We start from the raw sequence: 18,962 nt of genomic DNA on the forward strand, positions 1-18,962 counted from the left end.
AAAGTGACCGGTTGCCCCGGTCGTGCCCGGGCGCGCGCAGTGGAATAGAACACGGCGCGCGCCCTTTGCTGGGCCTATTGCCGCGGCGGGTCCTGATCGGCCGGGCCGAAACCGGGCCGATCGTCGCTGATCTTCTCGGTGCGGTCGTCGACCGGGCCGGCCTCGGTCCGCGGCACGACCTGGGTCGGCTCGCTGAACGAGTTCGTCTCCGCGGGCGGCGGCGGCGTGAACGGCGCGGTCGGGGCGGGCGGAGCCGCCGGCATTGTTGCCGGGGCCTGGTTCCACGCCGGGGCCGGCGGCTGGCCGTACATCCCGGGGGCCGAGTAGCCCGGCTGACCGGGCGCCGGCGGGTAGCCGCCCTGCGGGGGCGCTCCGTATGGATTGGGCTGGCCGGGGTGTCCGGGAGGCGGGCCGGGCTGTCCCGGAGGCGGGCCGTAGCCCGGCTGGCCCGGGAAAGAGCCCGGCTGGTTGTACTGCGGCTGGCCGTAGACACCCTGCTGCGGCTTCGGGCGCGCGGTGTAGAACATGTTGCGCCAGATCAGGTAGACCGCGTAGGCGGCCACGGCGAAGACCGCCAGCCAGCCGACCCGCAGGAGCAGCCCCTCGAACGCGCTCCGGGCGCCGTTGTTGTCGGCCTCGTTGATCAGGCCGATCAGCACGCCGAAGAACAGCCCGAACACGGCCATCACCGCGTACTCCACCACGGCCACGGTCACGATCAGCTTCGCCTTGGGGTGTCGCGGCTCGATGAGCAGCGAGAGCAGGACGGCGGCGATCGGGAACGCGATGGTGGCCAGATTGATGAAGTTGTCGAAGGCGCTCTGCGTGCGGTAGCTGAACGCGAGCCCGTTGTCCGGAATCAACCGGACGACCGCCACGAACAGGAACACGGCGGTAGCCCCGACCAGGGCGTACGCTGCGAGATCGCGCAACGGGCGAAGGAACTGGCCGGCCGGTCTGCCCTCACCCGGCGTGGGCTGCGGTTGGCTGGTCACGGATTCTCCCTGACGACGATGATATTGAGGTCGGCCCAGCGTAGACCGACCGAGCATGTGGCGCCGCTTACCCAGAGGGCGTTCTTGTCATACCCGTACGCGAAGATGGTGGCCATGCGGATCGTGGTCCTCACCGGCGGTATCGGCGGTGCGAAATTCCTCGTCGGTGTGCGCGCCCATGCTCGGGCCATCGGCGCCGACGTCACCGCCGTGGTCAACGTGGGCGACGACGTGCGCATGCACGGCCTGCAGATCTGTCCCGACCTCGACAGCGTGATGTACACGCTGGGCGGCGCTCACGACCCCGAGCGGGGCTGGGGCCGCGTCGGCGAGACCTGGGTGGTCAAGGAGGAGCTGGCCGCCTACGGCGTCGAGCCGTCGTGGTTCGGCCTCGGCGACAAGGACACAGCCACTCATCTCGTACGCACCCAGATGCTCGACGCCGGTTATCCGCTGTCCGCGGTGACGGCCGCGTTGTGCCGGCGCTGGCAGCCCGGCATGACCCTGCTGCCGGCCACCGACGACCGCGTCGAGACGCACGTGGTGGTCGACGTCGACGGCGAGCGCAAAGCCATCCACTTCCAGGAGTGGTGGGTGCGCTACCGCGGCGACCTGCCCACCCACCGATTCGTGTTCGTCGGCGCCGACGCGGCCAAGCCCGCCCCCGGCGTGCTCGACGCGATCGCCGCGGCCGACGTCGTGCTGCTCGCCCCGAGCAACCCGGTGGTCAGCATCGCCCCGATCCTCGCGGTCGACCCGATCCGCGACGCCCTGCTCAGTGGCGTGGCGCCGGTGGTGGGCGTCTCCCCGATCATCGGCGAGTCGCCGGTGCGCGGCATGGCCGACAAATGCCTGGCCACGCTCGGGGTGGCGGTGAGCGCCGCCGGCGCCGGCGCGCTCTACGGCAGCGACCTGCTCGACGGCTGGCTGGTGGACAGCTCCGACGAGGGCACCGAGGTCCCCGGCGTGCCCACCCGGGCCGTCCCGCTGTGGATGACCTCCGAGGAAACCACCGCCCAGATGGTGCGTGACGCCCTTTCCCTGGCCGGCGTCGCGTGAGCGGCCTCGAGATCCGCCCGGTCGTCGGCATCGGCGACGTGACCGCCGGCGACGACCTGGTCGGGCTGATCGCCGGCGCCGCGTCCTGGCTCGCCGACGGCGACGTCCTCGTGGTGACCAGCAAGATCGTGTCCAAGGCCGAGGGCAACCTGGTCGAGGTCCCGGCCGACGGCCCCGAGCGCGACGCCGCCCGCGCGGCCACCCTGGTCGCGGAGACCGCCCGGGTGGTGGCCCGCCGCGGCCCCACCACGATCGTGCAGACCCACCACGGGTTCGTGATGGCCGCGGCCGGCATCGACGCCTCCAACGTCGACAAGACCCACCTGGTCCTGCTGCCCGCCGACCCCGACGCCTCGGCCCGCCGGCTGCGCGCCGGCTTCCAGGCCCGCGGCCTCGACGTGGCGGTCATCATCTCCGACACGATGGGCCGCACCTGGCGCAACGGCCTCACCGACGTGGCGCTGGGCGCGGCCGGCATCGCCCCGTTCCGCGACCACCGCGGCGAGACCGACCCCTACGGCAACGAGCTCCAGATCACCCAGATGGCCGTGATCGACGAGCTGTCCGCCGCCGGCGAGCTGGTCAAGGGCAAGGTCGACAACGTCCCGGTGGCCGTCGTCCGTGGTTACCTCTCGTCTGTTTCCGCGCGTGATGACGGCCCGGGCGCCGCCGTGCTGCTGCGTGACGCCGAGAGCGACATGTTCAGCCTGGGCACGGCCGAGGCCCGCGCGGCCGGCCTGCGCGACGCCGCCCAACTGGCCGACGGCCTGCAGCTCGACCTGCCCGGCCTGCCGGTCGACCCGGAAGCCGTGCGGCGCGCGCTGGAGACGGTCGCCGATCATCTGTCCCGCTTCACCACGATCACGCCCGACGAGGTCCTGGCGTCGAACGGCGCCACCGCCGCCCTGCACCTGCAGACCCGCGACACCACCCCCGGCGGCCTGATGCGCCTCGGCGCCGACGCCCACCGCCTGCGCGCCGCCCTGGCCGCCGAGTCGGTCGCCAGCATCGCCCTGCCCCACGACGACGGCATCCGCCTCGACCTTTCCGGAGTTCCCGCATGAATGCCCTGCACGCCGACGCGGTCCGGGTGCTGAGCGCCTGGCGCGCCACCACCGAGGAGGGCGACCTCAACCGCAAGCGCACCCTCGAGCTGCTCGCCGACGGCCCGGTCGCGATGACCCGCGCCCACCGGGCCGGCCACGTCACGGCGAGCGCCCTGGTCGTCGACCCCGACGGCCGCGTGCTGCTCTGCCTGCACGGCCGCCTGGGCAAGTGGATGCAGCTGGGCGGCCACTGCGAGCCCGCCGACCAGACCCTGGCTGAGGCGGCCCTGCGCGAGGCCACCGAAGAATCCGGCATCACCGGCCTGCGGATCGACCCCGACCCGATCGACGTCGACGTCCACGAGGTCCGCTGCGGCGCCGCCGAGGGCACCCCGGCGACCGGGTCGGTGCACTACGACGTCCGCTTCCTGGTCCACAGCCCGGCCGGCGCCACCGAGCAGATCAGCGACGAGTCCGCCGACCTGGCCTGGTTCACCCCGGAGGCACTGCCGACCCCGCTGGCCTCGGCCACCGCCCGGCAGATCCCCCCGGCGCTGGCCCGCCTGGCCTGATCCCTATTCGCCGTCCCCCGGCTGCCGCTGCGCCGGGATGTGCGTGGTGTCCTCGCGCACCTCGTCGGCCGGCCGCTCCATGTCCAGCACGGTCCGCGGCCGCGGCCCGTCGGCGTCGTCACGCGGCGCCGGCGGCACGATTCGCCCGGTCGGGTCCTCGGCGAAGTTGGGCGCCTCGGCATCCGCGATGGACACCACCGGCGCTTCCGCGTCGTCGGCAACCGGCTCGACGACCCGGGCGGCGCCCTTCGCGGGGATCCCCGGCGGCGGCGTGACCAGCGGCGGCCGGATGATCTGCGTCCGCTCCTCGTCCACGCTCTTGCCGGCGAGCCGAATCACCTGGGTCTCATCCCCGCCGACGTCCCCGGTGGCCCGATTGCTGAGATCCCGGGTCCGCCCACCCAGCCCACGCACGTCCCGGGTCGGCCACTCCCCGATCGGCCGCGACGGAAACCGCAGCACCTGGGTCCGCTCCGCCGAGTCCGGCGTGGTGTCGATGACCCGGGTCCGCTCACCGGGATCACTGATCGGAAACGGCAGCAGGTTCCGCCGTACCACCTGAGTTTCTTCCGCCGTCTCCCCCAGCGGAAGCCGGACGACCTGCGTCTTTTCCCCGTCATCCCGCACCGGAAGCCGCACGACCTGGGTCCGCTCCGCGTCATCCCCCAGCGGAAGCCGAACGACCTGCGTCCTCTCGGAGTCATCCCCCTCCGTCGCCTCCCGCACCGGAAGGCGCACCACCTGCGTCCGCTCGGCGTCATCCGCAACCGGAAGCCGGATGACCCGCGTCCGCTCCCCGACGTCCTCGGCCTCCGCCTCGCTCGCGTCCGGCGCGCCGTCAGCGCGAGCAACGACCAGGTCCTCGGCCTCGTCCGCGCTCCCACCATCCGCGACGGCCGACTCGCTCGCTGCCGGCACATCGGTGTCGGCCCGAGCAGGCCGACGCCGCCGCCGAAGCCCGAGCCGGAACCGACGCCCGGTCGGCGCTTCCCCAGCAACCACAGTCAGCCCGGCGCCGGAAGGCTCCTCATCGACCCCCACGGCACCCGAAGCCACAGCGGCGGCCGATTCATCACCGTCGCCCTGGACCTGCTCATGTTCGTCGCTCTGAACCGAAGCGGCCGGATCGTCGTCGCCGGCCGCGTCGGTCGCGGACTCGTCCTCCTCCGAAGCTCCAACGGTCGGCTCTTCCTCATCCGCCCCAGCGAGCGCCGTCGTAGGCGCCTCATCCGCTGCCGAGTCGCCGAGGTCTGTCGTCGATTCCCCGTCGTTGTCGTCGGCCTCGACCGCAGCCACCAACTCGGTCGTCTCGTCGTCGGCGACGTCCGCTTCAGCACCGTCCGACCCACCTGCAGCCGCCTCAACTACCGGCTGCTGGTCATCGTCGCCGGCCAACTCGTCCGCAGCTGAGTCCGGCTCACCTTCGCCACTCGCGTCGGCCGGCTGCGGCTCACCCGCAACAGTCTCGGCCGTCGGCTCAGCCGCATCCGGCTCACCGCCCACCAGGGCCATAGCCACGGTCTGCTCGTCTTCGGCGATCGTCTCAGCGGCCGCCGGTGATTCGCTCTGAGCCGCAGATGCCGGCCCAGCGTCCGGGCGAGTCTCAGCCCCCGCTGACCCGTCGTCGGCGGCCGCTCCTTCGTCAATCGCCGATTCACCACCGAGCGAAGCCGGCCCGCGCTCGTCATCCGCGACGCCGGCCTCGACCGGCTCGCCATCGGCCGGCTCAGTTGCCAAGGTCGGTTCACCGTCAGGCTCGGCTCCAATCGCCGCAGTCGGCTCATCCGCGGCGGCTTCAGCCACCAACGTCGGCTGGGCCTCGGTCAGCCCATCACCACCGTTGTCCGCAGCCATGGCCAGGGTTTGTTCGTCGCCCGCAGCGGCCTCGGCAGCAGTGGCCTCACCACCGGCGAACTCATCCGCCCCCGTCGCGCCCCCAGCCTCAGCCCCGTCCAGCGCCGCCGACACGCCCTCGGCCGGCTCAGCATCAGCCGACTCAACCTCGCCCGCTACTTCGCCGCCGGCCGTGCGACCCGCCGCCGCAGCGATCGCCGTTCCACCGCCGAACCAGGCCGCCGTCGACTCATCATCGACAGCCTCAATCGCCGCGGTCGACTCGCCCTCGGCGATCAGTTCGTCGTCTTCGACGGCTACCTCGCCGACCTCGGCCGCCTCGATCACGCCAGTCGGATCATCAGCCGTCACCGCAACCGTCGGCTCGCCCTCGACCGCCAGCTCACCATCCGTCGCCGGCCCAGCCTCATCGCTCTGCTCGCTCAGAGCCGTGGTCGGCTCCACGGCCGCCGGCTCGCCCTCGGCCGGCGGCTCACCACCCGCTGCCGGCTCGGCGCCATTGCCCAGCTCGCTCAGAACCGTGGTCGGGTCATCGGCCGCTCTCGGCTCGTCCTCGGCGGGCGGCTCGTGCGGGGTCGGTTCGCCGGCTAAGGCCTCTGCCACGAGCGTCGGCTCGTCGTCGGTCGGCTCGGCCTGCGCTGTGGCTGCCGTTGGTTCTTCGGCGTTGGTGGTCGGGCTGGGGGTGCCGGTGGGGTGGGTCAGGTCGGTGGTCGGGTCATCGGTCGTCGTGGGGGTGGGGACGGTTGGGTCGTTGTCGGCTGGGGGGAGGGTGACCGTCGGGCTCAGGAGCACCGTGTCTTCGGTCTGCGGGAGGCGCAGCACGGTGGTCGGGTCGGGGTCGAGGGTTGGGATGACCGTCGTGGGGGCGGCGGCGATCGTGGTGCCGGGGGCTCGGGCGGTGCCCCAGAAGCGGCTGATGTCGCCGATCACCGGGAGGACCGGCGGCTCGTGCTTTGCCCAGCGGCGCGCGCTCAACGCCGTACACAGCAAAGGGACCGCGAGCAAAGCGGCCAGGCCGTAGCCGGGCCGGGAAAGGTCGAAGCCCTCTTTTGTCACCGAAGGTGACCAGGCGTCGGCGTAGGCCGACGGGGAGATCAGCGCCCAGAGGGTGATGATCAGGTAGATCAGGCCGGCAGCCAGCGGGCCGGCGGGTGAGATCGGGCCGAGGACCAGGATTCCGTACGCGGCGCCGGCCAGCAGCAGGAGCAGCAGGCCGGTGAAGTTCTCGACGGCGAAACCGTCGCGGCCGCGAGGGGTCAGGTCGCTGTTGAGGCCCACCCCGGTGAGCACCCAGGCGGCCGGCGCCAGGACGAGCGCGTACAAGATCGACCTGAAGTGACGCACGGTTCTCTCCCCGGGTGACTCGCTGACTCGGCACGCTACCCACGCTGGGCAACTAACCCGTCATCACCGACTGCACCAGTGCTCGGCCGGGTTTTGCTCCGCCGGGCGGACATAGTTGGCGGCCGATCAGCCAACCGCGAAATGTGGTCGGGGCACGCGGCGTCGCGCCGGGTGTGTCGGCCGGCTACATGGACGTACGGCTGCGAGGTGCGAGAGGCTCAAATCCGGGGCCTGAACAGAAGTTAAGGTGTGTGAATGACGGGCACAGTGCTGTGGGAACCGCCGGCCGATGTTCGCGAGACCACCCGTATCGGCGCTTATCTGCGCTGGTTGGAGCGGGAGCGCGGGCTGACCTTCGCCGACTACGCGGCGCTGTGGGAGTGGTCCGTCACCGACCTGCCCGGGTTCTGGCAGTCGATCTGGGACTACTTCGAGGTGATGAGCCAGACTCCGCCGACCGGGGTGCTGCCCGAGCCGACCATGCCGGGGGCGCGGTGGTTCCCGGGGGCGACGGTCAACTACGCGGAGCACGTGCTGCGCATGCCGGGGATCGGGGACGACGACCCGGTCGTCATGGCGTACTCGCAAAGTCGCCATCCGGTCAGCCTGACCGCGCGGCAGTTGCGTGAGCAGGTGCGGCGCGTGCGTGCCGGGCTGAAGGCCCGGGGCGTCGGCAAGGGTGACCGGGTTGCCGCCTATGCCCCGAACATCCCCGAGACGTTCGTGCTGATGCTCGCCACCACCAGCCTCGGCGCGATCTTCTCGTCGTGCGCGCCCGAGTTCGGCAACCGCAGCGTCGTCGACCGGTGGAGCCAGATCGAGCCGAAGGTGCTGGTCGCGGTCGACGGCTACAAATACGGCGACAAACCGATCTCCCGTACGGCCGAGGTTCAGGCGATCACCGAGGCGATCCCGTCGATCGAGCACGTGGTGACGATCGGTTACCTGGATCCGGCCGCCGACGACTGGCAGTCACTGACCGGCGATGACCCGATGGAGTTCGAGGCCGTCCCGTTCGATCACCCGCTGTATGTGCTGTACAGCTCGGGGACGACCGGCCTGCCGAAACCGATCGTGCACGGCCACGGCGGCATCCTCATCGAGCACCTCAAGATGCTGGCCCTGCACCACGATCTGGGCCCGGGCGACCGGTTCTTCTGGTTCTCCACGACCGGCTGGATGATGTGGAACTTCCTGGTCAGCGCCCCGGCGGTGGGCGCGTCCATCGTGATGTTCGACGGCAATCCCGGCTTTCCCGACATGTCAGCCCTGTGGGACCTGGTCGACGAGGCCGGCATCACCTATTTCGGCACGTCGGCGCCGTTCCTCATGGCTTGCCGCAAAGCCGGTCTCGAGCCCCGCGAGCCGGGCCTCAAGGCCATCGGCTCCACCGGCGCACCCCTGCCGGCCGAGGGCTTCGACTGGGTCTATCAGGCGGTGGGCACGCAACTGCAACTGCAATCACTTTCCGGGGGTACGGATGTGTGCACCGGATTCGTCGGCGCGTCACCGCTGCACCCGGTCATCGAGGGCGTGATCGCCTGCCGGTGCCTGGGCGCGAAGGTGGAGGCGTACGACCCGGCCGGCAAGCCGGTCGTGGACGAGCTCGGTGAGCTGGTGATCACGGCCCCGATGCCGAGCATGCCGGTCAGCTTCTGGAACGACCCGGACGGCAAGCGGTACCGGGAGGCCTACTTCGACGTCTTCCCCGGCGTCTGGCGGCACGGCGACTGGATCACGATCGACGGCGAGGGCCGCTGCGTGATCACCGGCCGGTCGGATGCGACCCTCAACCGCGGTGGCGTACGGCTGGGCACCGCCGAGTTCTATTCGGTCGTCGAGGGCCTGCCGGAAATCGTCGACTCGGTGGTGGTCCACCTCGAACAGGACGACAACCCGAACGGCGAGCTGCTGCTGTTCGTGGTCCTCGAGGAGGGCCGGGAGCTGGACGACGCGCTGATCGGCAAAATCCGCACGGAACTGCGCTCGGCACTGTCCCCGCGGCACATTCCGGACGAGATTCATCAGGTACGCGCGGTGCCGCGCACGCTGTCGGCCAAAAAGCTGGAAGTGCCGGTCAAACGAATCCTGACCGGTACGCCGGTGGAGTCGGCGGCAGCCAAGGGCGCGCTGGTCAATCCGGAGTCGCTGGTGGCGTTCGAGAAACTGGCCCGGGAGCGCTCCGCGGGCGGCGAATAACACCAATCAAGCGGCGTCGATCATCACGTTGACCTGCCCGTTTCCGGCCGGGACGCTGCTGGGCGTGGCGATTCGTTGAACGTGCTCACCGTGAAGGTGCTCAACCGCACGAAGGGCGCCTATCCCGACAGCAAGGTCTACTGGACGTTCAACGGGCAGACCCACTCGATCGCCGACCAGCCCTACCTGGACATGCCGGCGAACTCGGCCGGCCGGATGTATTTCCATCTGGGCTCGCCGACCGGCAAATACAACGACTTCATCGAGTTCACGGTCGGCGCCGACCAGTTCAACGGCAACACCACGCGGGTCGACGCCTTCGTCCTGAAGATCGCCATGCGGCTGCACGCCCACGACGGCTTCGACCAGGAGGTGGGCGAGAGCCGCAAGGTCTTCGCCGAGTCCCGGGCCGCGACGTTCGCCCGGTTCAAGGCCGCGGTCCCCGCCGAGTTCGACCACCTCGCCCAGGGCCTGGACAAGATCCTCTCCCCCGGCGGCGACCCGCAGTTCAAGCCGGGCGGCCGTTACGCCGGCTATTTCGGCGCCGCCGGGTCGAGCTCGGACATCCTGGGCTGCGCCGGCCCGCTGTCCGGCAAGCCTGACGAATGCGCCCAGCTCAACCGCCATGTGACCGCCGCCCAGGCGAACAACCCGAGCGCCTACTACAAGGCCGCCCCGGCCAACTTCTACGCGAAGTTCTGGCACGACAACGCCCTCGACGGTCGCGCTTACGGATTCCCGTACGACGACGTGAACGCCCAGTCGACGTACGTCTCCCACCAGGACCCGCAGTACCTGCTGGTCGCGGTCGGTTTTTAGATCACGTCAGCAGGACGGTCGCCTTCTCCGAGTCGGCTCTCGCGGCGGTCTTGGCCGGGTCGAGGTTGGCGCACAGGATCACCGAGGCGCCCACCGCCAGCGGGGCGAAGAGCCAGTCGGCCGGGTCGGAGTAGGTGCGGGTGTCGATCAGGACCCGGTCGCCGGCGCCGAAGCCCAACTCCGACGCCCGGACCATGCCGGTGCGCATCACCGCCAGGTGGCTCATCTCCACCGGGCCGGCCAGCGCCCGGTCGTCGGGGGACAGCGCCTCGCCGCGGAAATGGTCGCCGTAGTTGCGAACCTCTGTCACATAGTCGACAAAACCCGGCGGCAGTTCGCGCAGCGGCATGGCGAGCGGCAGCAGGCCGGTCATGAAGCGGTCGCCGGTCGCCCACCCGGCCGCGCGTTCGGCCAGTGCCGGGCTCGTGAACAGGGCATCCACCGGCTGCGGCTCGTCGCCCAAGTCGGCGGCGACGCCCGCCGCGGCGGCGCCCAGCACGATCGCGGCGGTTTGCCAATGTGGCGGGAGCAACACCGCGATGTGGTCGCCCACCCCCAGACCGAGTCCGTCGATCAGCAGGTTGGCGGTCTTCGCGACCCAGTTGTCGAGGGTGGCGCCGGACAGTTCGGTCCGGTCTCCGGTGGCGTCGTCGTACCAGGTCAACAGGGGCGTGGTCGGGTCGCGGCGAACCGCTTCGGTGAGAGCCTGCGGGATCGTGGTCTGCACGGCACCAACGATAGGAGAGTCACCCTGTGTAACCGACCCTGAACTAGCGATAAGTTCCGGGAAACGCTTCGAATCAGGCGGTGTCGCGGTCACGTGCCCGATGCGATCCCGGCGTACGCTTGCCAGTGGTCTGAATTACAACCTCTTTGGGAGTTGCCTCGTGACCGCCGGTCGCCCCCCGCGAGTGCTCGTCGACGCCACCAGCGTTCCCGCTGACCGTGGAGGTGTCGGCCGATACGTCGACGGCCTCCTCGGCGCCCTCGGCCGGATCGATCCGGAGAGGGTCGATCTGGCGGTCGTTGCTCAGCGTTCGGATGCGGAGCGTTACAGCCGCATGCTCGGTGACGCCGAGGTGATCGCCGGCCCGGCCGCGGTCGCCCACCGGCCCGCCCGGCTCGCCTGGGAGCAGACCGGTTTGCCACTGCTGGCCCAGCAGGTGGGCGCCAAGGTGCTGCACTCGCCGTTCTACACGTGCCCGCTGCGGGCCGGCTGCCCGGTGACGGTGACGGTGCACGACGCGACGTTCTTCACCGAGCCGGAGCACTACGACAACACCAAGCGCACCTTCTTCCGCAGCGCGATCAAGACGTCTCTGCGGCGCGCGGCCCGGGTGATCGTGCCGAGCAAGGCGACCCGCGACGAGTTGATCCGCCTGCTCGACGCCGACCCGACCCGGATCGACGTGGCCTACCACGGTGTCGACCAGGTCGCGTTCCACGCGCCGAGCGACGAGGAAAAGGCCCGGGTCCGTGCCCGGCTGGGCCTGACCGACGCCGGTTATGTCGCGTTCCTCGGCGCCAAGGAGCCCCGGAAGAACGTGCCCAACCTGATTCGCGGCTGGGCCCGCGCGGTCGCCGACTGGCCGCACCCGCCGGCGCTGGTGCTGGCCGGTGGCCAGGGGCACGACGACGAGATCGACCGCGCGGTGGCCGAGGTCCCGTCGCACCTGCGCCTGCTGCGCCCGGGTTACCTGCGTTATGCCGATCTGCCCGGTTTCCTGGGCGGCGCCCTGGTCGCCTGCTACCCGTCGTTCGGCGAGGGCTTCGGCCTGCCGATCCTGGAAGCGATGGCCTGCGCCACCCCGGTGCTGACGACGCCGCGCCTGTCACTGCCCGAGGTGGGTGGCGACGCGGTGGCCTACACCACCGAGGACCCGGACCGCATCGCCGCCGATCTGGCCGACCTGCTGCACGACGAGCAGCGCCGGATCACCCTGGCCAAGGCCGGTTTCGACCGCGCCAAGGAGTTCACCTGGGAGTCCAGCGCGGAAGTGCATGTCACCACCTGGAAACGTGTCGCGGCAGCTTGAGCCACTACACTCTGCCAGCATGAACGAGGCCAGCATGATTGAACAACAGGGTGCGCTGTACGGGGTCGTGCTGGCCGGAGGCACCGGAACACGCCTCTGGCCGCTGTCCCGCGCCGGCCACCCCAAGTTCCTCCACCCGCTGACCGGCACCGACGCGTCGCTGCTGCAGGCGACGGTCGACCGACTCGACCAGCTGTCGTCGGCCGATCGGGTGTTCGTGGTGACCGGGGTCGCGCACGCCGCCGCGGTGTCCCGCCAGCTCACCGAGGTGCCCGCCGACAACGTTCTGGTCGAGCCGTCGCCGCGGGACTCCTGCGCGGCGATCGCGCTGGCCGCCGCGGTGATCGCCCGGCGTGAACCGGAAGCGGTCATGGGCGCGTTCGCCTCCGACCACCTGATCGCCGACAAGGACAAGTTCACCCAGGTCATCCAGGCCGCGATGGACGGCGCCCGGCAGGGCCTGCTGATGACGCTCGGCATCACGCCGACGCGTCCGGAGACCGGCTACGGCTACCTGGAATGCGGCAGCGTCGTCGGCGACGGCCCGGTGATGGCCGTGCAGGAATTCAAGGAGAAGCCGACGTACGACGTGGCCGAGACCTACGTCAAGTCCGGCAACTACCTGTGGAACGCCGGCATGTTCGTCTGGCGGGTCGACGTGTTCCTGGCCGAGCTGGCCCGCCAGCAGCCGCAGCTCGCGGCCGGCATCTCGCGCATCGCCCAGGCCTGGGACTCGCCGGCGCGCGAGGAGGTGCTCGGTGAGGTGTGGCCGACGCTGCCGCGCATCTCGGTCGACTACGCCGTGATGGAGGGCGCCGCCACGGTCGGCCGGGTCGGCACGATCCCGGGTGACTTCGGCTGGAACGACGTGGGCGACTTCCACACGCTCGGCGCGGTGCTCGCCGCCGACAACTCCGGCAACGTCGTGGTCGGCCGCGACATCGCCGACACGTCGGGCGTGCTGCTGCGCGAGACGGAAAACCTGGTCGTGGTGCCGACCCAGGGCCGGCTGATCGCCGCGCTGGGCGTGCGCGACCTGGTCATCGTGGACACTCCGGATGCGGTGCTGGTGTGCCCCCGCGACCGCGCGCAGGAGGTCAAACAGCTGGTCGACGCTCTGCGGGACTCGACCGAGCACAGCAACTACATCTGACCCCTGCCGAGAGTCACCTTCCGGTGCTCTTGGGTAATCCGCGTTAGTACAAATGATCGAGAAATGTAGTATCGTCGCGGCATGGCTTCCCCCACGCAGGAGCTCACCACCCGCCAGCGGCAGATCCTCGCGATGATTCGTGAGTGGGTCGACCGACACGGTTACCCGCCCACCATGCGCGAGATCGCCGCCGCCGTCGGTCTGGCCTCACCCTCCTCCGTCGCCCACCAGCTGCAGGTTCTCGAGGAGCGCGGCCACCTGCGCCGCGACGCCCGGGGGTCACGCGCGGTGGACATCCGCTCGGCCGACCCCGCCGTGCCGGAGCAAGCCCTCTCGGTAAATGACGTCCGCGTCCCGCTGGTCGGCTCGATCGCGGCCGGTGCGCCGATCCTCGCCGACGAGCAGGTCGAGGAGGAGCTGACCCTCCCACAGAGCCTGGTCGGCCACGGCACCCTGTTCGCCCTGCGGGTCAAGGGCGACTCGATGATCGACGCCGCGATCTGCGACGGCGACCTCGTCGTGGTCCGCCAGCAGCAGACCGCCGACAACGGCGACATCGTGGCCGCAATGCTCGACGGTGAGGCCACGGTCAAGGTCCTGCGCACCGACGGCCACAACGTCGACCTGGTCCCCCGCAACCCGGCCTACGACGTGATCCCCGGCAACGACGCAGTGATCCTCGGCAAGGTGGTCAGCGTCCTGCGCCGAGTCTGAATGAACGTTGCCTGAACCCTCGGTTCGACCGTCCACCAGGGACTCCTGACGGCTGAATAATGCGGTCATAGAGTTCTGGTGGAGTGTGGCGCTCGCGACCCTGGGTGTGGTCGTCCCCGGGATCGCGGCGCTCTACGAATTCGTCGTCAAGTGCCGTAAACGTCTCGGCTATCGCGTCCAGTTGGACACGACCGCCAGCAACGTGGTCAAGACCGAGCACGACGGGCCGTTCGCCCAGCTGATGGTCGACGGCCACAAGTTCGAAGACCCCGCCTTCGCCTGACCGGCTCGACCGCCTTCGAGCCGGTGGCGCGCGAAGCGGCGAAGTCCTATCAGGACCTCTGCCCCGGCGCTTCGTTCGCCTTCGACATGCGGGCAGCGGCGAGGGTCTGCAGGCGGTGAATCAAGCCGGCCGCGACGGCATGATCACCTTCTCCGACGGCGAGAAGCCCACCTGCCGATCCGCCTGATCAGCCGGAACCCGGGCTCCGGCACCAGGGCGGCCTTCCAGCGCCGGGTCCTGGCCGGCGAGCGCGGCTGCAACTCCGACGACTGCCAGACTCGGGACCCCGGCTCACCGGCGGGCGTGGTGCGCTGCGCCCGCGACTCGACCGACGCGGTGCTACGCACGGTGGCCGCAACGCCGGGCGCGATGGGTTACAGCGAACTCGGTGCGGCTGCGAACCGTAAAGGCGTCGTGTCCATCCGGATCAACGGCCACGCGGCAACGGTCGCCGACGCCGATCACGGCACCTACCCGTTCTGGGAGACGGAGTTCGGCTACACCTACGGCGAGCCGCCGGCCGAATCACTGGCGGCCAGCTTCCTGCGCTACCTGACCAACCAGGTCGGCGCCGACATCATCCGCGCCCACGCCGACCGCCCCTGCGCCGAACTGGCCAACCCCCAGCTCTGCCACACCACGTAACTCACCCAGGAATCAGCTGCTCGGCTTCCGGATGGTGGGTCCACCACGTATCTCGGCGGTGCTTGACGAGAACACCGTCAAGGCGTGCGAACAGCAAAATGTCGCCATTCAAGATGAGTGTGGTGTCCTCGTCGCCGGCTTTGAGGACACGACGCACGGCCAGGAAGACGTTGCCGGTTGCGAACTCCCGGTCGGCCTCGCTGTCGAGTCGGAACGTAACCGACACGAAGGACTCCGGTTCCCACTCCCACAGGCCGGCGTCGGTTTCCACGGCCATATAGCCGTTCCGGCTCGCCACGACCGTGACGGCGAATCCGTATTTCTTGTCCAGGGCGGCCGTCAGTAGCCGTCCCGGTCCGGTGGGTCGGTCGTCCGGCTCCGGAAATGCCCACTCCGCCACCACCGCGCTGGGAGTTTTGCCGGCGAGCGTCAGCCGGTATTCGATCGCCACGAGGCGCTCCCCATCATCTCGGTGGAGGTAGGTCGATCTGGACGATATCGCCATCCGGAGTGATGGCCTTGACCTCCTTGAGGCCCTCGATCGGCCAGTCGTAAAACTGCTTCCGAAGGGCGGCCATGTCGCCCTCCCAGTCTGTCAGGTTCAACACGATGCGCTGCGTTTGTTCCCGCAGGACGACTTTGTCCACAACCTCGCCGTGGATGCCGCGAGGAGGTTTTGCCGCCTTGGGCGAATAGCACTCGAAGACCCGTCCTTCGACGATGTAGTCCGGCCTCGACCCGGGGCCACCGACATCACCGGTCGCTAGCCGGGCCTGGGCGATCTGCTCAGCGGTCGGATTTTGCTGTGTCTGGTAGCCGTTTGCGGCCAGGATTGTCGCGCCGTCGTTTTCCAGTTCGATGGCACGCTGAACGTCCGCATCGTCCTTTGGCCGGACGCGGGTGCGATGGCCGGAAGGCACGCCCCCGGCCGTTGCCGTCGTCCGTGTGGTCAGGTGATCGGTCTGCTGCCCCAGTCGCCCTGACCGTGCCTCCTCACCAAGATCGTCGTGACCGGCACGCACGCTTCGTGCGGACGGCCGGGGTCTCGGCCCGCGTGACGGCTCCTCGCCCTCGCCGCCGTGGCCGCGCCCCTTCGGCGGCACCCGGTCAGCCCTCGACCAGCTGCGTCAGGTTTCGGAGGCTGGTGACCAAGGACGTTGTGTAGCCGAGGATTCGGCCGGCCCATTTGACCACTGCGGACATGATCTGGGCGGCCACCACCGGGATCGTCACCACCAGGAGGGACTCCGCGGCCCAGACGATCACTCGGGCCACCAGGTCGGCGATCAGGTCGCGGACCAGGTCTCGGGTGAACTGCACCAGGTTGCCGGCGGCCTGCGTGGACGCGGACATCGTCGCGGCCAGGGCGCTCAGGCCGTCCAGGGACTGCACGTTGTGGGCCATCAGGCTCTGGTAGGTCTCTGCTGCCTGGCCCTGCCAGTCGGGCAGGTCGGAGGTCAGCGCCGCCTTCAGGTCGGTGGCCATCGAGCCGAGCTCGGCCGCCATGTTGGTCCACGTCTCGGCGTGGGCCATCACGCGGTCGGGGATGCCGGCCAGGTTGTCGAGCATCTCGCGGAGGGGCTCGAAGTATTCCAGCGCCCAGCCGAGGCCGTTCGACAGCAGGGCGCTGAACGGGTCGAGCACGGTGGCCGCGGCCTCGGTCGCGAACGCGCCGCCGGCCAGTGCGCCCTCGACCCAGCTGCCACCGCTCACCGACTGGTGCAGGCCCTGGAAGCCGTCGGCCAGTGACGCGCCGGTCCACGCCGTGCGGGTGGAGTGCGCCTCGGCGACCAGCCCGGCCATCAGCGGCCGCCCGCCTGGCGGAGGCGCTCGGCGGCGCTGTCGTCGGCCCGGTCGTAGTCGCCGCCGGTCTGGATCAGGGCTTCCGAGGCGAGGTGGAGGTTTTCCGCGACGTACGCGATCAGTTCGTCCTGTCTTGTGTGCCGGCGTTCGAGAATCGCCGAGATCCAGCCGCAAAGCCGGCCGTAGGCCTCGTCGTCCTGTGCGATGGCGCGGCTCGCGCCGAGGACCGTGGCGAAGCGCGCCTGGATCGCGTCGATCTTCGCGGCGTGCGCCCGCAGTTGCTGCGAGTCGGCGGTGAAGCCGTCAGCCACGGTCGCCCCCGGCCAGTTGCTTCTCCATCCGTTCGGCGATCGCGCGGCCGGCGACCGAATCGTCGCCGATCGTCTCGGCGACGATCTGCCGGGATAGACGGGCGGCGGAGAGGCGGGCGCTGCGCAGGGCGCTCAGCACCGCGCGGGAGACGGCGTCGGGTGCGACCCGCTGGATGCGCTCGGCGAACTCGACGTCGACCAGGACGCCGGTCGAGTCGATCGTGACGGTGGCCAGTTTGTTGTCGTCGGTGGCGGTGACCCGCATCGAGGTCAGCCGGTCGCTCATCGCCTGGGTGTCGGCCGCCATCCGGTCGACGCGGCTCTTCCAGTCGCGCAGATAACCCATCGCGCCGTCCGGGTCCAGCAGGCCCTCGGTCACCACCCACGCCCCACTTCATGATCGATCACCGTGGATGGTCCGACCTTACCAAGCGCGGTCTACCCCAGACGCTCCGTGAGGACGGCGGCCGGGACCGGCCGTCCGAAGTGGAAGCCCTGGCCGTGGTCGCAGCCGAGTTCGCGCAGCAGAAGCTCCTGGTCGGCGGTCTCGATGCCCTCGGCGGTGACGGTCGCGCCGAGCGCGTGGCACAGGCCGATCGTGTGCCGCAGCACCTCGGTCACGGCCGGTGCGCCCGCGTCCGTGATGAACTCGGCGGCCAGTTTCACGCTCGTCACCGGCAGCCGCGACAGCACCGCCAGGCTCGAGAAGCCGGTGCCGAAGTCGTCGAGTGCCAGGCGTACGCCCAGGCCGGCAAGCTGCCGCAGAGTCGCGTGCCGCTGGTCGAGCGCCGCGCTCTCGGTGATCTCCAGTTGGAGGTTGGCGGCCGGCAGGCCGACGCGGTGCAGGACGTCCGCGATGTCGGCGGCGAGCCCGGGCTCGCCGAGTTGCAGCGGCGAGAGGTTGACGCTGATCAGCAGGTCGTGGCCGGCCTCGCGCCACGCGACGCCCTGGTGGCAGGCCTGTTCGAGCAGGTAGCGGCCGAGCGGGCGGATCATCCCGGTGTGCTCGGCGAGGGTGATGAAGTCGGGCGGCCCCAGCAGCGAGCCGGGCCGCTGCCAGCGGGCCAGCGCCTCGACGCCGACGATCGCGCGGTCGGCGATGCGGTAGAGCGGCTGGTAGTGGGCGAGGAACTCGCCGTTCTCCAGGGCCGACGGCAGCGCGGCGGCCAGGCGGTGCCGGCGGCGGTCGGCCTCGGCGCGGCCCGGCTCGAAGACGGCGTGGTCGCGGCGCTCCTGCCGGGCCCAGCCGAGCGCGAGGCGGGCGTCGCGCAGCCAGTGGTCGGGGTTGACGCCGGCGGCGCGCTCCTCGACGAGGCCGGCCGTGACGTCGACGCGCAGCGCGTGGCCGTCGAGCGGGAACGGCGACTGCAGCGCGCGGCGGCACTGGTCGGCCAGCTTGATCACGTCGTCGGCGCCGATCGTCGTCACGACCAGGGCGAACTGGTCATCGCCGACGTGGGCCAGGAAGTGATCGCCGGCCAGCCGGTGCGCGATGGCGGTGCGCAGCTTGGCGGCGTTGTCGTGGCCGAGCGTGTCGGCGAGTTCCGGGTAGCGGTCGATGCCGAGCAGGCACAGACCGACCCGGCCGGACCGGCCGGCGAGGTGCTGGCGCAGGTGCTGCTCGTTCGGCAGGCCGGTGGCCGGGTCATGCAGCAGCGCGTCCTGCAACCGGCGTTGCAGGTCGGTCTGCACCTGCCGCCAGTGGATCTTCTCGGACCGGTTCATCTGCTCGGCGGCGTGGACGGCCGCGTCGCGCTGGGCGGTGACGAAGCCGGTCACCAGGGCTTCCAGCAGGGCCGGGACACGTTGCGGGTCAGTGTCCACAAAGGCGGGCAGTCGCTCGGCGAGCAGTCGCACGGTCATCCCGATCACCGGCGGGGCCGACATCCGCAGGTCGACGAGCTCCGCGCCGATGCGGCGGCCGACGGCCGGGTCGAACGGCTCGGCGCGCAGCGCCGCCACGATCTCCTCGAGCAGTTCGTGCAGGGCCGTGCGGGCACGGGCGCGCACGCCCGGGACGAACCCGAAACGGGTCACCCCACGCAGCCACTCCCGAGCGAGCACGGACAGGTCCGGCGGATGCCCCATGCCGCCTCCATGCCATTTGGCCGCCGAATTATGCCCATTCA

At 70.5% G+C, this 18,962-nt stretch carries 19 protein-coding genes; 10 read left to right on the forward strand and 9 right to left on the reverse strand.

The features are described from left to right. Nucleotides 1–74: 74 nt before the first annotated feature. Complete coding sequence (locus tag AB0E90_RS38475) at nucleotides 75–995, reverse strand: hypothetical protein (protein ID WP_360416883.1); 921 nt, start codon at nucleotides 993–995, stop codon at nucleotides 75–77. 114 nt (nucleotides 996–1,109) lie between these two features. On the opposite strand from AB0E90_RS38475, the gene cofD reads away from it, so the two are divergent. The 3 genes from cofD to AB0E90_RS38490 are packed head-to-tail and all read left to right on the forward strand — an operon-like array spanning nucleotide 1,110 to nucleotide 3,672. After that, entirely contained in the window at nucleotides 1,110–2,054 is a 945-nt protein-coding gene (gene cofD / locus AB0E90_RS38480; protein WP_360416885.1) for a 2-phospho-L-lactate transferase, read from the forward strand. After that, nucleotides 2,051–3,118 carry a coenzyme F420-0:L-glutamate ligase gene (locus AB0E90_RS38485; protein ID WP_360416887.1) on the forward strand — a complete coding sequence of 356 codons (1,068 nt, stop codon included), beginning with the start codon at nucleotides 2,051–2,053 and terminating at the stop codon, nucleotides 3,116–3,118. The genes cofD and AB0E90_RS38485 overlap by 4 nt, the downstream gene beginning before the upstream one ends. Next, a complete protein-coding gene (locus AB0E90_RS38490) occupies nucleotides 3,115–3,672 on the forward strand; it encodes an NUDIX hydrolase (RefSeq protein WP_360416889.1) in 558 nt (185 codons plus the stop codon). The genes AB0E90_RS38485 and AB0E90_RS38490 overlap by 4 nt, the downstream gene beginning before the upstream one ends. Nucleotides 3,673–3,675: 3 nt before the next feature. Here AB0E90_RS38490 and AB0E90_RS38495 read toward each other — a convergent pair whose 3' ends face one another. Beyond that, nucleotides 3,676–6,870 carry a hypothetical protein gene (locus AB0E90_RS38495; protein ID WP_360416891.1) on the reverse strand — a complete coding sequence of 1,065 codons (3,195 nt, stop codon included), beginning with the start codon at nucleotides 6,868–6,870 and terminating at the stop codon, nucleotides 3,676–3,678. A 255-nt stretch (nucleotides 6,871–7,125) separates the two neighbouring features. Here AB0E90_RS38495 and AB0E90_RS38500 point away from each other — a divergent pair, with 255 nt between their 5' ends. Then, nucleotides 7,126–9,069, forward strand: a complete 1,944-nt coding sequence (locus AB0E90_RS38500) for an acetoacetate--CoA ligase (RefSeq protein ID WP_360416893.1) — start codon at nucleotides 7,126–7,128, stop codon at nucleotides 9,067–9,069. Between the two features lie 90 nt (nucleotides 9,070–9,159). Continuing rightward, complete coding sequence (locus tag AB0E90_RS38505; protein ID WP_360416895.1) at nucleotides 9,160–9,888, forward strand: glycoside hydrolase family 64 protein; 729 nt, start codon at nucleotides 9,160–9,162, stop codon at nucleotides 9,886–9,888. Between the two features lies 1 nt (nucleotide 9,889). Here AB0E90_RS38505 and AB0E90_RS38510 read toward each other — a convergent pair whose 3' ends face one another. Beyond that, nucleotides 9,890–10,615, reverse strand: coding sequence for a TIGR03089 family protein (locus AB0E90_RS38510; protein ID WP_360416897.1), 726 nt, complete (start codon nucleotides 10,613–10,615; stop codon nucleotides 9,890–9,892). A gap of 160 nt (nucleotides 10,616–10,775) precedes the next feature. Here AB0E90_RS38510 and AB0E90_RS38515 point away from each other — a divergent pair, with 160 nt between their 5' ends. The 5 genes from AB0E90_RS38515 to AB0E90_RS38535 all read left to right on the forward strand — a co-directional run bounded on the left by AB0E90_RS38515 (nucleotide 10,776) and on the right by AB0E90_RS38535 (nucleotide 14,719). Then, nucleotides 10,776–11,924, forward strand: a complete 1,149-nt coding sequence (locus tag AB0E90_RS38515) for a glycosyltransferase family 1 protein (protein ID WP_360416899.1) — start codon at nucleotides 10,776–10,778, stop codon at nucleotides 11,922–11,924. A gap of 34 nt (nucleotides 11,925–11,958) precedes the next feature. After that, nucleotides 11,959–13,077 carry a sugar phosphate nucleotidyltransferase gene (locus AB0E90_RS38520; protein WP_360416901.1) on the forward strand — a complete coding sequence of 373 codons (1,119 nt, stop codon included), beginning with the start codon at nucleotides 11,959–11,961 and terminating at the stop codon, nucleotides 13,075–13,077. A gap of 81 nt (nucleotides 13,078–13,158) precedes the next feature. Beyond that, nucleotides 13,159–13,791 (forward strand): transcriptional repressor LexA, encoded by a 633-nt coding sequence (gene lexA, locus AB0E90_RS38525; protein WP_360416903.1) that lies wholly within the window; start codon nucleotides 13,159–13,161, stop codon nucleotides 13,789–13,791. 85 nt (nucleotides 13,792–13,876) lie between these two features. Further along, nucleotides 13,877–14,074 (forward strand): hypothetical protein, encoded by a 198-nt coding sequence (locus tag AB0E90_RS38530; RefSeq protein WP_360416905.1) that lies wholly within the window; start codon nucleotides 13,877–13,879, stop codon nucleotides 14,072–14,074. 177 nt (nucleotides 14,075–14,251) lie between these two features. After that, complete coding sequence (locus AB0E90_RS38535; protein ID WP_360416952.1) at nucleotides 14,252–14,719, forward strand: substrate-binding domain-containing protein; 468 nt, start codon at nucleotides 14,252–14,254, stop codon at nucleotides 14,717–14,719. 1 nt (nucleotide 14,720) lies between these two features. Here AB0E90_RS38535 and AB0E90_RS38540 read toward each other — a convergent pair whose 3' ends face one another. From AB0E90_RS38540 to AB0E90_RS38565, 6 genes are all read right to left on the reverse strand, one after another. Continuing rightward, nucleotides 14,721–15,170 (reverse strand): SitI3 family protein, encoded by a 450-nt coding sequence (locus AB0E90_RS38540; RefSeq protein WP_360416907.1) that lies wholly within the window; start codon nucleotides 15,168–15,170, stop codon nucleotides 14,721–14,723. Nucleotides 15,171–15,183: 13 nt separating this feature from the next. Further along, a complete protein-coding gene (locus AB0E90_RS38545; RefSeq protein ID WP_360416954.1) occupies nucleotides 15,184–15,579 on the reverse strand; it encodes a hypothetical protein in 396 nt (131 codons plus the stop codon). Between the two features lie 247 nt (nucleotides 15,580–15,826). Beyond that, nucleotides 15,827–16,522, reverse strand: coding sequence for a hypothetical protein (locus AB0E90_RS38550; protein ID WP_360416909.1), 696 nt, complete (start codon nucleotides 16,520–16,522; stop codon nucleotides 15,827–15,829). Continuing rightward, nucleotides 16,522–16,833: a type VII secretion target gene (locus tag AB0E90_RS38555; RefSeq protein ID WP_360416911.1), complete on the reverse strand. Its 312-nt coding sequence runs from the start codon at nucleotides 16,831–16,833 to the stop codon at nucleotides 16,522–16,524. The genes AB0E90_RS38550 and AB0E90_RS38555 overlap by 1 nt, the downstream gene beginning before the upstream one ends. Then, a complete protein-coding gene (locus AB0E90_RS38560) occupies nucleotides 16,826–17,212 on the reverse strand; it encodes a YbaB/EbfC family nucleoid-associated protein (protein WP_360416913.1) in 387 nt (128 codons plus the stop codon). Before AB0E90_RS38560 ends, AB0E90_RS38555 begins: the two co-directional genes overlap by 8 nt. 59 nt (nucleotides 17,213–17,271) lie before the next feature. After that, nucleotides 17,272–18,921 carry a bifunctional diguanylate cyclase/phosphodiesterase gene (locus tag AB0E90_RS38565; RefSeq protein WP_360416916.1) on the reverse strand — a complete coding sequence of 550 codons (1,650 nt, stop codon included), beginning with the start codon at nucleotides 18,919–18,921 and terminating at the stop codon, nucleotides 17,272–17,274. Nucleotides 18,922–18,962: the final 41 nt, after the last annotated feature.

Origin of the sequence: Actinoplanes sp. NPDC026619 (assembly GCF_040638295.1) — a bacterium.
GTDB lineage: Bacteria > Actinomycetota > Actinomycetes > Mycobacteriales > Micromonosporaceae > Actinoplanes.

Excerpts from the sequence above, each read along its gene's own strand:
- cofD (WP_360416885.1), top strand. The coding sequence starts at position 1,110 with ATGCGGATCGTGGTCCTCACCGGCGGTATCGGCGGTGCGAAATTCCTC.
- AB0E90_RS38490 (WP_360416889.1), top strand. The coding sequence starts at position 3,115 with ATGAATGCCCTGCACGCCGACGCGGTCCGGGTGCTGAGCGCCTGGCGC.
- AB0E90_RS38500 (WP_360416893.1), top strand. The coding sequence starts at position 7,126 with ATGACGGGCACAGTGCTGTGGGAACCGCCGGCCGATGTTCGCGAGACC.
- AB0E90_RS38520 (WP_360416901.1), top strand. The coding sequence starts at position 11,959 with ATGATTGAACAACAGGGTGCGCTGTACGGGGTCGTGCTGGCCGGAGGC.
- lexA (WP_360416903.1), top strand. The coding sequence starts at position 13,159 with ATGGCTTCCCCCACGCAGGAGCTCACCACCCGCCAGCGGCAGATCCTC.
- AB0E90_RS38550 (WP_360416909.1), bottom strand. The coding sequence starts at position 16,522 with ATGGCCGGGCTGGTCGCCGAGGCGCACTCCACCCGCACGGCGTGGACC.
- AB0E90_RS38565 (WP_360416916.1), bottom strand. The coding sequence starts at position 18,921 with ATGGGGCATCCGCCGGACCTGTCCGTGCTCGCTCGGGAGTGGCTGCGT.